10 protein-coding genes are annotated in these 12,622 nt (G+C 74.4%); 2 read left to right on the plus strand and 8 right to left on the minus strand.

The features are described from left to right. Nucleotides 1-14 precede the first annotated feature (14 nt). Nucleotides 15-2,471, plus strand: coding sequence for a Tex family protein (locus ACIBSW_RS08915; RefSeq protein ID WP_354728806.1), 2,457 nt, complete (start codon nt 15-17; stop codon nt 2,469-2,471). A 33-nt stretch (nt 2,472-2,504) separates the two neighbouring features. Here the strand turns inward: ACIBSW_RS08915 and ACIBSW_RS08920 are convergent, their stop codons facing one another. After that, nucleotides 2,505-4,265: a serine/threonine-protein kinase gene (locus ACIBSW_RS08920; protein WP_354728804.1), complete on the minus strand. Its 1,761-nt coding sequence runs from the start codon at nt 4,263-4,265 to the stop codon at nt 2,505-2,507. A gap of 205 nt (nt 4,266-4,470) precedes the next feature. Between ACIBSW_RS08920 and ACIBSW_RS08925 the strand changes: the two genes are divergently transcribed. Further along, complete coding sequence (locus tag ACIBSW_RS08925) at nt 4,471-5,424, plus strand: LysR family transcriptional regulator (protein WP_354728802.1); 954 nt, start codon at nt 4,471-4,473, stop codon at nt 5,422-5,424. On the opposite strand, the gene ACIBSW_RS08930 is transcribed toward ACIBSW_RS08925, so the two are convergent. The 7 genes from ACIBSW_RS08930 to ACIBSW_RS08960 are packed head-to-tail and all read right to left on the minus strand — an operon-like array spanning nt 5,375 to nt 12,621. Continuing rightward, a complete protein-coding gene (locus ACIBSW_RS08930; RefSeq protein ID WP_354728800.1) occupies nt 5,375-6,601 on the minus strand; it encodes a VWA domain-containing protein in 1,227 nt (408 codons plus the stop codon). The genes ACIBSW_RS08925 and ACIBSW_RS08930 overlap by 50 nt on opposite strands. Then, nucleotides 6,588-7,400, minus strand: a complete 813-nt coding sequence (locus tag ACIBSW_RS08935; protein ID WP_354728798.1) for an SRPBCC domain-containing protein — start codon at nt 7,398-7,400, stop codon at nt 6,588-6,590. The genes ACIBSW_RS08930 and ACIBSW_RS08935 overlap by 14 nt, the downstream gene beginning before the upstream one ends. Then, nucleotides 7,397-8,287: a MoxR family ATPase gene (locus ACIBSW_RS08940; RefSeq protein ID WP_354728796.1), complete on the minus strand. Its 891-nt coding sequence runs from the start codon at nt 8,285-8,287 to the stop codon at nt 7,397-7,399. The genes ACIBSW_RS08935 and ACIBSW_RS08940 overlap by 4 nt, the downstream gene beginning before the upstream one ends. Beyond that, nucleotides 8,277-8,867: a nucleotidyltransferase family protein gene (locus ACIBSW_RS08945; protein ID WP_354728794.1), complete on the minus strand. Its 591-nt coding sequence runs from the start codon at nt 8,865-8,867 to the stop codon at nt 8,277-8,279. The genes ACIBSW_RS08940 and ACIBSW_RS08945 overlap by 11 nt, the downstream gene beginning before the upstream one ends. A 9-nt stretch (nt 8,868-8,876) precedes the next feature. Continuing rightward, on the minus strand, nt 8,877-9,731 hold the full coding sequence (locus ACIBSW_RS08950) for an XdhC family protein (RefSeq protein WP_354728792.1): 855 nt from the start codon (nt 9,729-9,731) through the stop codon (nt 8,877-8,879). A 14-nt stretch (nt 9,732-9,745) separates the two neighbouring features. Then, nucleotides 9,746-12,142 carry an aerobic carbon-monoxide dehydrogenase large subunit gene (locus ACIBSW_RS08955; RefSeq protein WP_354728790.1) on the minus strand — a complete coding sequence of 799 codons (2,397 nt, stop codon included), beginning with the start codon at nt 12,140-12,142 and terminating at the stop codon, nt 9,746-9,748. Further along, nucleotides 12,139-12,621 (minus strand): (2Fe-2S)-binding protein, encoded by a 483-nt coding sequence (locus ACIBSW_RS08960; RefSeq protein WP_354728788.1) that lies wholly within the window; start codon nt 12,619-12,621, stop codon nt 12,139-12,141. Before ACIBSW_RS08960 ends, ACIBSW_RS08955 begins: the two co-directional genes overlap by 4 nt. Nucleotide 12,622 lies beyond the last annotated feature (1 nt).

Consider the following 12,622-nt stretch of genomic DNA (forward strand, 5'->3'; position numbering starts at 1 on the left):
TCACAATCGTCGGCGTGACTACCGCCATCCATCAGCGCATTGCCCAGGAGCTCGGGGTCCGCGAGGGCCAGGTGACGGCCGCGGTCGACCTGCTGGACGGCGGCGCCACGGTGCCGTTCATCGCCCGGTACCGCAAGGAGGTCACCGGCACCCTCGACGACCAGCAGCTGCGCACGCTCGAGGAGCGGCTCGGCTACCTGCGTGAGCTCGAGGACCGCCGCGCCGCCGTGCTCGAGTCGATCCGCTCGCAGGGCAAGCTCGACGACGCCCTCGAGGCGCAGATCCTCGGCGCCGAGTCCAAGGCCCGACTCGAGGACATCTACCTGCCGTTCAAGCCCAAGCGCCGGACCCGGGCGCAGATCGCCCGCGAGGCCGGCCTGGAGCCCCTCGCCGACCTGCTGCTCGGCGACGCGACCCGGGACCCCAAGGTGGAGGCGGCGGCCTACGTGGACGCCGACAAGGGCGTCGCGGACGCGGCCGCCGCGCTCGACGGCGCCCGGGCGATCCTCGTCGAGCGCTTCGCCGAGGAGCCCGACCTCATCGGTGAGCTGCGCGAGCGCATGTGGACCAAGGGCCGGCTGATCGCCAAGGTGCGCGACGGCAAGCAGGCCGACGGCGCCAAGTTCGCCGACTACTTCGACTTCGCCGAGCCGTTCACCAAGCTGCCCTCGCACCGCATCCTCGCCATGTTCCGCGGCGAGAAGGAGGACGTCCTCGACCTGACCATGGAGCCGGAGGAGGGCGCCGAGGACGGCGCGCCGTCGTCCTTCGAGGCGTCGGTGGCCGGCCGGTTCGCCATCACCGACCACGGCCGCGCCGGCGACCGGTGGCTGCTCGACACGGTCCGCTGGGCGTGGCGCACCCGGATCCTCATCCACCTCGGCGCCGACCTGCGGGTCCGGCTCTGGCAGGCGGCCGAGGACGAGGCGGTGCGCGTCTTCGCCGCCAACCTGCGCGACCTGCTGCTCGCCGCGCCGGCCGGCACCCGGGCGACGATGGGGCTCGACCCCGGCTTCCGCACCGGCGTGAAGGTCGCGGTGGTCGACGGGACCGGCAAGTGCGTGGCGACCTCGACGATCTACCCGCACGTGCCGCAGAACAAGTGGGACCAGTCGCTGCACACCCTGGCCACCCTCGCCCAGCAGCACAACGTCGACCTGGTCGCGATCGGCAACGGCACCGCGTCGCGGGAGACCGACCGGCTGGCGGCCGACCTGATCAAGCTGCACCCCGGCCTCGGGCTGACCAAGGTGATGGTCTCCGAGGCGGGCGCGTCGGTCTACTCGGCCTCGGCGTACGCGTCGCAGGAGCTGCCCGGCATGGACGTCTCGCTGCGCGGCGCGGTCTCCATCGCCCGCCGCCTGCAGGACCCGCTCGCCGAGCTGGTGAAGATCGACCCGCGCTCCATCGGCGTCGGGCAGTACCAGCACGACCTGTCCGAGATGAAGCTCTCCAAGTCGCTCGACGCGGTGGTCGAGGACTGCGTCAACGCGGTCGGCGTCGACGTCAACACCGCGTCCGCTCCCCTGCTGACCCGGGTCTCCGGCATCGGCGCGGGCCTGGCGGAGAACATCGTCCTGCACCGCGACGCCAACGGCCCGTTCCGGAACCGCTCGGCGATCAAGAAGGTCGCCCGGCTCGGCCCCAAGGCGTTCGAGCAGTGCGCCGGCTTCCTGCGCATCCCCGGCGGCGACGACCCCCTCGACGCCTCCAGCGTGCACCCGGAGTCCTACCCGGTGGTCCGCACGATCCTGGCCGAGGCCGGCGGCGACCTCAAGACGGTGATCGGCAACAGCGCGCTGCTGCGCGGCCTGCGCCCGGAGAAGTTCGTCACCGGCACCGTCGGCCTGCCGACCGTCACCGACATCCTGCGCGAGCTGGAGAAGCCGGGACGCGACCCGCGGCCGGCGTTCACCACGGCCACGTTCGCCGAGGGCGTCGAGAAGATCGCCGACCTGCGGCCGGGCATGATCCTCGAGGGCGTGGTCACCAACGTGGCGGCGTTCGGCGCGTTCGTCGACGTCGGCGTGCACCAGGACGGCCTGGTGCACGTGTCGGCGCTGTCGAACACGTTCGTCAAGGATCCCCGCGAGGTGGTGAAGTCCGGCGACGTAGTCAAGGTGCGGGTCGTCGACGTCGACGAGGCCCGCAAGCGGATCTCGCTGACGATGAAGCTCGAGGACAAGCCGGAGCAGCGCGGCCCCCGCGAGCCGCGCCAGGGCGGCGGCCAGCCACGCCAGGGCGGGGGCGGTCAGCCGCGCCAGGGCGGCGGCCAGCGGCAGCCACGGCAGGGCGGCGGCCAGCGGCAGCCACGGCAGGGCGGCGGCCAGAGCGGCGGCCAGCGCTCCGGCGGCGGCCAGGGCGGCGGTCAGCGTTCCGGCGGCGGCCGCGGGCAGGGCTCGGCGGGCGGCGACTTCAACGGCGGCGCGATGGCCGACGCGTTGCGGCGCGCGGGACTGACGAAGGACTGAGCGACTTGCGGCCGGGCCCGCGCGGGCCCGGCCTCAGCGGCTGATCGGCCAGATCTTGATGTCGTTGAAGGCGACCGAGTACGGCCCCGCGAGCGGCGCGTCGCGCTCGGTGTAGATGCCGAGCACCACCCGGCCGCCGGTGATGTCCGGGTCCTGCACCGGCACGCTGCCCACCAGCTCGCCGTCGCGCAGCACCTCGAGCGTCTCGCCGACGATGCTGACCGTGATCCGGGTCGGCGTGGCGCCGACCCCGATCGCGTTGTCGTCCAGCGGGAACGTCTTGTAGACCTTCATCTCGGCCGACTTGTGCGTGCCGACGTAGACGTTGTGCTCGCACACCCGGACCTGATAGCCGCGGTAGCCGCTGAAGCGCAACCAGATCGAGCCGCAGCTGTCCGGCGTCAGCAGGCGGAGCCCGACCTCGGCCTGCAGGTCGCTCGGCTCGGCGTCCTCCGGGCCGCGGCAGCGGAAGACGCCGCGGGTCTCGCGGCGCACGACGAGGCCGGCGTCGAACGAGCAGCTCGCACCCTCGCCGGCGTCCGACGACGGGTGCCACAGCCGCTGTTCCAGCAGCGCGTCCTCGAGCAGCGCGCTCACCACGGGCCGGTCCGGCTCGGCCGCCGGGCTGCTGGTCACCGCGGCTTCGGGCGTGCCGCCGTCGCGCGGCCAGTACGTCGCGGTCAGCCCGGCGACGGCCAGGAGCGCGAGCACCAGCAGGCCGACGGCGGCCGGCAGCACCCACGGGCGGCGCGGCGCGGGGTCGTGGCTGAACGGGGTGGTCGGCCCGGCCGGCGAGGTCGGCACGGGCTGGGTGACGATCGAGTTCTCGTCGTAGCCGACCAGGTTCGACGCCGCCGCGGCCGCGGTCAGCTGGCGGGCCGGGTGGTAGCCGGTGACCGCCTGCGCCTCCTCGGCGGCGATCCGCAGCCCGGGCTGGTGGTCCAGGGCGGCGCCGGCGGCGGCCGGCCGCTGCGGCCCGGTGATCAGCAGATCGAGCAGCTCGCGGGCGCTGGGCCGGTTGGCCGGGTCCTTCTCCAGCGCGTGCGCGATGAGGTCGCGCAGCGGGCCGGACAGGCCGGACAGGTCCGGCGGCTGGGTGAGGATGCGCGCCGCGGTGGCGGGCGGCGAGTCCGCGCTGAACGGGGTGCGCCCGGTGCCCGCGTACGCGACGACGCCGCCCCAGGCGAAGACGTCTGCGGCGGGGGTGAGCGGGGTGTCCGAGCCGAACCGCTCGGGCGCCATGTACGCCACCGTCCCGACCATCTGGTCGGTGCGGGTGTGCGCGCTGGTCGCCTCCATCGCCCGGGCGATGCCGAAGTCGATGACCTTCGGGCTGCCCGGCGCGAGCAGCACGTTGCGCGGCTTCAGGTCGCGGTGGATGATTCCGGCGCCGTGGATCGCGGTCAGCGCGGTGGCCACCCCGATCGCGACGCTGTGCAGGTTGGAGGCGGTGAGCGGGCCGCGCCCCTCGACGACCTCGGCGAGGCTCGGCCCGGCCACGTACTCGACGACCAGGTAGGGCTGCTCGTGGTCGGGGTCGGCGTCGAGCACCTCGGCGGTGCAGAACGGCGGCACCTCGCGGACCCGGTTGACCTCGCTGCGGAACCGGCGGCGGAACTCGTCGTCGGGCGCCAGGTCGGCGCGGACCATCTTGACGGCGACCAGCACGCCGGCGGCGCTGCGGGCCAGGTAGACCGTGCCCATGCCGCCCTCACCGAGCCGGCCGATCAGCTCGTAAGAACCGAGCTTACGAGGGTCGAGTGGGCGCAGCGGGCTGGTCCGCTCGTCCGACATGCCGCTACTCCTACGCCCCCGGCGGCTTGGATGCCGTCCGCTCGCCCCCGACAGAAAGCTCACCCTATCGGGCGATGTCATTACCTGCGAAGACCCGTCCGCCCAATGCCGCCTAACCGACACTGTTCCGTGCCCGGACGCCGCTGCGCCGGGGGCGCCCGGCCGGGGCCCAGAGGGTTAGATTTACCGTCATGAGAGCGTGCGCATGACGCCGACGCAGCTGCGGGCCTACTCGGCCGTCGTGCGGCTCGGGTCCGTCAAGCAGGCCGCCGCCCAGCTTGAGGTCTCCGAGTCGGCGGTCTCGCTGCACATCGGCCAGCTCCGCCGGGAGCTGGGCGATCAGCTGTTCTCCCGGACCGCGGCGGGCCTGGCCTTCACCCCGGGCGGGCTGCGCCTGGCCAGCCGCGCGGCGGAGCTGCTCGGGCTGCAGGACCGCACGGTCCTCGAGGTCAGCGCGGCCGGCCGCGGGCGCCGGCTGCTGCGGGTGGCGTCGTCGAGCCTGTTCGCCGAGCACGCGGCGCCCGGCCTGATCGAGCTGTTCGCCAAGCGGGCGGCGGATCTCGACGTCGAGCTGAGCGTGCGCGACCCCGAGCAGTTCGACACGCTGCTGCTGACCCGCACCGTCGACATCGCGATCGGCCCGCAGCCGGCGGTGGTCGACCCGGCGCTGACCTGCCGGCCGGTGATGAACCACCGGATGGTGCTGGTCGTCGGACCGTCGCACCCGCTGGCCGGGCTGCCGGCGGTACCGCAGCGCCTGCGGGAGCAGATCTGGCTGATGGGCCCGTCGGCGACGGGCGCGGGCGCGGTGCCGGCGCTGCTGCGCCGGCTGGGCGTGCCGGAGGACCGCCAGCGGATCTTCCAGAGCCATGCGGCGGCGCTGGAGGAGGCGAAGCGCGGCAAGGGCGTGGCGGCCGGCCTGTCGTTCACGGTGGCGCAGGACGTGACGCGCGGACACCTGGTGCAGCTGACCGGGCCGCAGGTGGCGTTCGACGCGGTCTGGCACTCGCTGATGCTCACCGGGCCGGGCGGCCCGTCGGCCGCGGCCGAGCTCAGCCGGTTCGCGGCGACGCCCCGGGCGATCCAGGCGATGATGCGCGGCGCGGGCGTCACCGTCGGCCACTTCCGGCCGTCGATCCATGTGACCCTCTGGAGCTGACCGGCGCCGTCGCGCCGTCGGCAATCTGTTCCGCGACCCGGTCCAGGTCGCGGAACGTGCCGGCGGGCAGCAACCGGTCGCAGAACGGCAGCGCGGCCGCCATCGAGCCGACCCGCGGCGCGAACCCCGGCGCGCCGGCGCGCGGATTCATCCAGATGATCCGGTACGCCCGGCGCCGCAGGCGCGCCAGCACCGCCGCGAGCTCCGCCGGTGGATCGCTGTCCCAGCCGTCCGAGCCGATCACCACGACCGCGCCCCGCACGGCGTTGCCGTGGTGCGAGGCGAGCAGCGCGCGCAGGTTCGTGGCGATCCGGGTGCCGCCGAACCGGTCGGTGACGAGGTCGCCGGCCCGGGCGACGGCGGCCGGCGCCGAGGTGTGCCGCAGCACCGCCGTGAGCCGGGTCAGCGTCGTCGCGAACGCGAAGACCTCCGCGTCCGCCACCGCCGCGAAGGCGCGCATCAGGTGCAGGTAGGCGGCGGCCTGCGCCTGCATGGACTGGCTGACGTCGCAGAGCAGCACCACCCGGCGCGGGCGCCGCACCGGGCGGGACCGCACCAGGGCGACCGGCTCCCAACCGGTGCGCCGGGCTCGGGTCAGCGTCGGCCGCAGCGCGATCCGCCGCCCCGCCGCGCCGGTGCGCTGCCGCCGTGTCCGCCGGGTCGGCCAGGCGGCGGCGCGCAGCCGCTCGCCGAGCAGCGCCACCTGCGCGGCGTCCAGCTCCTCAAACGGGCGGTCGGCGAGCCCGGCGAGCGCGCTCGGCCGCCGGTCGGGCGTGCCGCGCTCGCCGGCGGGCCCGTCGGCGTCCGCGACCACCGGCGGCAGCGTCGCCCACGGCAGCCCGCCGGAGTCGGGCGCGCCGTGGTCGGCCGGCAGCGACACGAACGACTCGCCGCGCGGCGCGGGCCCCCGGCGCTCGGCGACGGCCGGGGCGTCGTCGAAGACGCCGGCGAACACCCGCTCGAACGCGGCCAGGTCGGCCTGGCGCCGGACCAGGCTGACCCGCGCGGTCCAGTAGAGCCGGTCGCGCGAGTGCGGCGGGCAGGCGCCGAGCGCCCGGACGAAGTCGTCCACGTCGGTCAGGCCGCAGGGCACGCCGGCGCGCCGCAGCCGCCCGGCGAGGCCGACCGCGAACGCGGCCCGGTCGACGCCGCGCAGGAAGACGTCAGCGCCGGACAACGACCCAGACGATCACGGCGGCGACCGCCGCGACCCCGACGCCGATCGGAATCAGCCGCTTGTAGACGGACCCGCCGGCCAGCCCGAGCAGGTCGAGGGCCTCGTCCTCCTGCCGCGGGCCGAAACCCGAGGACTTCGGCGGGAGCACCGGATCCCCGCCGGAGGCCGGAGCGCCGTCCGGCGCCGCCGCGACGGGCGCCTCGCCGACCGGCGCCGCCGCGCCGGGAGCGACGGGAGCGCCGGGCGGCACGGCCAGCGGCGGCGTGACCGCGCCGTCCGGCGCCGGGCCGGTGGCCGGGCCGGTGGCCGGGCCGGTGGCCGGGCCGGTGGCCGGGCCGGTGGCCGGGCCGGACTCCCCGGCGGCGAGCTTCGCCTCGAGATTCGCGACGAACTGGCCCAGCAGCTTCCCCGAGACCTCCTTGATCATGCCGCTCCCGAACTGGGCCAGCTTTCCCGAGATCTTCAGGTCGGTGTCCACGCTGACCAGCGTCCGGTCGCCGTCCGGCCGCAGCTGCGCCGTCACCACCGCCGCGGCGTTGCCGGCCGAGCGGGCGTCGCGGCCCTTGGCGTCGATCACCGCGCGGCGGGCCTGCTCGTCCTTCTCCAGGAACCGGGCCGTGCCCGCGAAGTCCGACACCACCGGGCCGACCTTGACCTTCACCCGCCCGGTGTAGGTGTCGCCCTCGACGCCGGTGAGCCGGGCGCCGGGCAGGCACGGCGCGATGCCCTCGAGGTCGGTCAGCACCGCCCAGGCCCGGTCGATCGGGGTGTTCACCACGAACTCGTTGGTGATCTTCATGGTTGCCTCTCCTGTGCCGCCGCCGGAAGGGCGGCCGTGATCAGATCACGGTCGTCGGGGGTCTTCGCGATGGCACCGAGGGTGCGGATCACGTGGTCCGGTACGAGCTCGGTGACGCCGAGCGCCGACAGCGCGGCGACCCAGTCGATGGTCTCGGCCATGCCGGGCGCCTTGTCCAGCTCCAGCCCGCGGACGTGCGCGATGAACGCCGCCGCCGCGGTGATCAGCGCGGCGTCCGCGCCGGGCACCGTGCGGCGCAGGATCTCCGCGGCCCGCCCGGCCGACGGGTAGTCGATCCAGTGGTAGAGGCAGCGGCGGCGCAGGGCGTCGTGCAGCTCGCGGCTGCGGTTGGAGGTCAGCACCACGACCGGCGGCCGGGCCGCGGTGAAGGTGCCCAGCTCGGGCACGGTGATCGCGGCCTCGCCGAGGAACTCGAACAGCAGCGCCTCGAACTCGTCGTCGGCCCGGTCGATCTCGTCGATCAGCAGCACCGGCGGCACCGGGCCCGGATGCCGCACGGCGCGCAGGATCGGCCGCTCGAGCAGGAACTCCGCGGTGAACAGGTCGGCCTCGCCGAGCTTCTCCGCCCGCGCCTCGGCGAGCCGGATGGCCAGCAGCTGCCGCTGGTGGTTCCACTCGTAGAGCGCCTCGGGCACGCCGAGGCCCTCGTAGCACTGCAGCCGGATCAGCGTCGTGTCGAGCGCCGCGGCGAGCGCCTTGGCCGCGGCGGTCTTGCCGACGCCCGGCTCGCCCTCGAGCAGCAGCGGCCGCCCGAGCCGCAGCGCCAGGAACAACGCCATGGCCAGCCCGTCGTCGACCAGGTAGTCGACCGCGTCGAGGCGGCGCCGCACCTCCTCCGGCGACGCGCCGGGGCGATCAGCCCACAAGGCGGTCTCCGGCCAGCAGCCGCTCGTAGTCCTCGCGGGTGTCGACGTCGATCGGCACCGGCCCCGGCACCGCGACCTCGACCGCCGGGTACTCCCCCGAGTGCAGCAGCTTCCACACCGCCTTGTCGCCCTTCAGGCCCGCCAGCGCGGTGAACACCTCGCGGCCGAACCAGAACGGGTGGCCGAGGCCGTCGTCGTACCGGCAGCTGCCGAGCGGACCGTCGCCGGCGGCGGCGAGCAGGGCGGCCACCGAGGACGCCCGCACGCCCGGCTGGTCGCCGAGCAGCAGCACGAGGCCGTCCGCCCGCGGATCGAGCGCGCCGACCGCGGTGCTCACCGAGGCGCCGCAGCCGGTGCCATCGGCCGGCACGTCGACGGTGCCGAACCCGCTCAGGTCGACCCGCGCCCGCACCGCGCCGGCCGAGCCGCCGAGCGTGACCAGCCGCTGGTCGAACGGGCAGGCCCGGGCCGTGTCCAGCGCCGCGTCCAGCAGGGTCCGGCCGCGGTACGGCAGCAGCTGCTTGGCCTCGCCCAGCCCGAGCCGCACCGAGTTGCCCGCGGCGAGGACCACGCCCGACACGTACACGGCTCAGGCCCGCGCCAGGAAGGCGTCGCGGCACCCCGTACCGCAGAAGTAGTCGCCGCCCGCCGAGACGGCGTCCGGGCCGATCAGGACGGTCATCCCGCAGATCGGGTCGATCGCCGTCGCCGGCGGCGCGGCCGCGGGCGCCGACGGCGCCAGGCCGTCGACCCGGACCGCCCGGACCACCTCGGCCATGATGGACAGGGCGATCTCCTGCGGGGTACGCGCGCCGATGTCGAGGCCCGCCGGCGTGTGCACGCGGCCGCGCTCGCCGGCGGTCAGGCCGAGCGCGTCGAGCACCGCCGCGCCGCGCGTGCGGCTCGCCACCAGCGCGATGAAGCCGACGCCGGCGTCCAGGGCCGCGCGGATCGCGTCCTCCTCGCCCCGGCCCAGCCCGGCCACCACGGCCGCGGTCGCGCCCGCCCAGTCGCCGTCGCGCGCCACCTCGAAGTCGAGGAAGTCCGCGAGGGTGGCCAGCGCCTCGCCGATCGGGGTCGCGCCGACCAGCCGCAGCACCGGCCGGGGCAGCACCGGCCGCAGGAAGATCTCGATCGCGCCGCCGGAGTGGCACGGGTTGACCACGACCAGCGCACCCGGCGTCTCGGGAAACTCCGACCCGCCGTCCGGCAGCACCCGCAGCAGCAGGGTGTTGCCGTCCCGCAGGGTGTCCAGCGCGGCGGAGCGCACCGAGTTCTCCGCGCAGTGGCCGCCGACGAAGCCCTCGATGGAGCCGTCGTCGAGGACGACGGCGGCGTCGCCCGCGCGGGCCGAGGTCGGCTGCTGCGCGCGGACGACGGTGGCGTGCACGAACGGGCGCCGCTGCTGGGTCAGCGCCCGGGCGCGCTCGGCGATGTCGGTCATGTCGTCCGCCCCGATCAGATCGGGGGCTGCGGCGCGCCGCGCATCGCGTCCCAGACCCGGGACGGGGTGAGCGGCATGTCGGCGTGGCGGATGCCGAACGGCGCGAGCGCGTCGACGACGGCGTTGACGATGGCCGGCGGCGAGCCGACGGTGGCGGACTCGCCGACGCCCTTGGCGCCGATCGGGTGGTGCGGCGACGGGGTGACGGTGAAGCCGGTCTCCCAGTCGGGCACCTCGAGCGCGGTGGGTATCAGGTAGTCCATCAGCGACGCGCCGAGGCAGTTGCCGTCCTCGTCGAAGGAGATCATCTCCATCAGCGCCATGCCGACGCCGTCGGTGAGGCCGCCGTGCACCTGACCCTCGATGATCATCGGGTTGATCCGGGTGCCGCAGTCGTCGACGGCGATGAACCGGCGCACCTTCACCTCGCCGGTGCCCGGGTCGACGTCGACCACGCAGATGTACGCGCCGTGCGGATAGGTCAGGTTCGACGGGTTGTAGCAGATCTGGGCCTCCAGGCCGCCCTCGACCCCGTCCGGCAGGTCGCCGGCGCCGTGCGCGCGCATCGCGATGTCCTGGATCGTCACCGACTTGCCGGGGTCGCCCTTGACCTGGAACCTGCCCTTCTCCCACTCCAGGTCGGCGACCGAGACCTCGAGCATCGCCGAGGCGATCAGCCGGGCCTTGTCGCGGACCTTGCGGGCGACGAGCGCGGCGGCCGCGCCGGACACCGGGGTGGACCGGCTGCCGTAGGTGCCGAGCCCGAACGGCGTGTTGTCGGTGTCGCCGTGCAGCACGTCGATGTCGGCGGGCGGGATGCCGATCTCCTCGGCGACGATCTGCGCGAACGTCGTCTCGTGCCCCTGGCCCTGCGACTGCACGCTGAGCCGGACCACGGCCTTGCCGGTCGGGTGCACCCGCAGCTCGCAGCCGTCGGCCATGCCCAGGCCGAGGATGTCCATGTCCTTGCGCGGCCCGGCGCCGACGGCCTCGGTGAAGAACGCGATGCCGATGCCCATCAGCTCGCCGCGGCCGCGCTTCTCGGCCTGCTCCTTGCGCAGGTCGGCGTACCCGGCCAGGTCCATCGCCAGGCGCATGGTCGGCTCGTAGTCGCCGGAGTCGTACACCCAGCCGGTCTTGGTCGTGTACGGGAACTGCTCGGGTCTGATGAAGTTCTTCAGGCGCAGCTCGGCCGGGTCCATGCCCAGCTCGGCGGCGAGGCAGTCGACGATCCGCTCGACCAGGTACACGGCCTCGGTGATCCGGAACGAGCACGCGTACGCGACCCCGCCGGGGGCCTTGTTGGTGTACACCGCCGTCATCGAGCAGTAGGCGGCCTCGATGTCGTAGCTGCCGGTGAAGACGCCGAAGAAGCCGGCCGGATACTTGACCGGGGCGGCCGTACCGTTGAAGGCGCCGTGATCGGCGAGCACGTCCGTGCGGATGCCGAGGATCCGGCCGTCGCGGGTCGCCGCGATCTCGCCGCGCATGATGTAGTCCCGGGCGAAGCCCGTGCTGATCAGGTTCTCCGAGCGGTCCTCCATCCACTTCACCGGCTTGCCGGTGACGATCGAGGCGACGATGGCGCAGACGTAGCCGGGGTAGATCGGCACCTTGTTGCCGAAGCCGCCGCCGAGGTCCGGCGAGATCACCTGGATCTTGTGCTCGGGCAGGCCGGCGACGATCGCGTACAGGGTGCGGTGCGCGTGCGGGGCCTGGGTGGTCGACCAGAGCTTGAGCCGGCCCTCGACCGCGTCGAAGTCGGCGACCGCGCCGCAGGTCTCCATCGGCGCCGGGTGCACCCGCGGATAGACGATGTCCTGCCGCACGACCACGTCCGCCGCCGCGAAGACCGCCTCGGTGGCGTCCTTGTCGCCGGTCTCCCAGTCGAAGCAGTGGTTGTTGGTCTTGCCGTCGAGGTCGTCGCGGATCACCGGCGCGTCCGGTGCGAGCGCGCGCCGCGCGTCGATGACCGGCTCGAGCACGTCGTACTCGACGTCGATCAGCTCGAGCGCGTCCCGGGCCGTGTAGCGGTCCTCGGCGACGACGAAGGCGACCTCCTGGCCCTGGAAGCGGACCTTGTCGGTGGCGAGCACCGCCTGCACGTCGCCGGAGAGCGTCGGCATCCAGGCCAGGCCCTGCGCGGCCAGGTCGGCGCCGGTGACCACGGCGCGGACCCGGGGCAGCGCGGCGGCGGCGCTGGTGTCGATGCCGACGATGCGCGCGTGCGCGAACGGCGAGCGCAGGATCGCCAGGTGCAGCATGCCGGGCAGCTGGATGTCGTCGGTGAAGCGGCCCCGGCCACGCACCAGGCGCGGGTCCTCCTTGCGCAGCATCCGCCCGTAGCCGACGGGCTTCTGGTCGTTGTCCTCGAAGGACGTGAGCCGCCCGGAACCCTGAACGGTCGTCATGACGTGACCTCCCGTTCGCCCGCCTCGTGGACCGAGGCCCAGCGCACCGAGCGGACGATCGTCGCGTAGCCGGTGCAGCGGCAGATCTGGCCGGAGATGGCCTCGCGGATCTCGGCCTCGGTCGGGTCCGGGTTGCGGTCGAGCAGCGCGCGGGCGGTCATCAGCATCCCCGGCGTGCAGAAGCCGCACTGCAGCCCGTGGCACCGGATGAAGCCCTCCTGCACCGGGTCGAGCGTGCCGTTCCTCGCCAGGCCCTCGACGGTGCGGACCTCGTGGCCGCCGGCCATCGCGGCGAGCACGGTGCACGACTTGACGGGCTCGCCGTCGAGCCACACCACGCAGGTGCCGCAGTTGCTGGTGTCGCAGCCCCAGTGCGTACCGGTGAGGCCGAGGACGTCGCGCAGGAAGTGCACGAGCAGCAGCCGTCCCTCGATCTCCTCGGTGACTTCGACGTCGTTGACGGTCATCGAGACCTGCATG

This window comes from Actinoplanes sp. NPDC049668 (assembly GCF_044465445.1).
Lineage (GTDB): Bacteria > Actinomycetota > Actinomycetes > Mycobacteriales > Micromonosporaceae > Actinoplanes.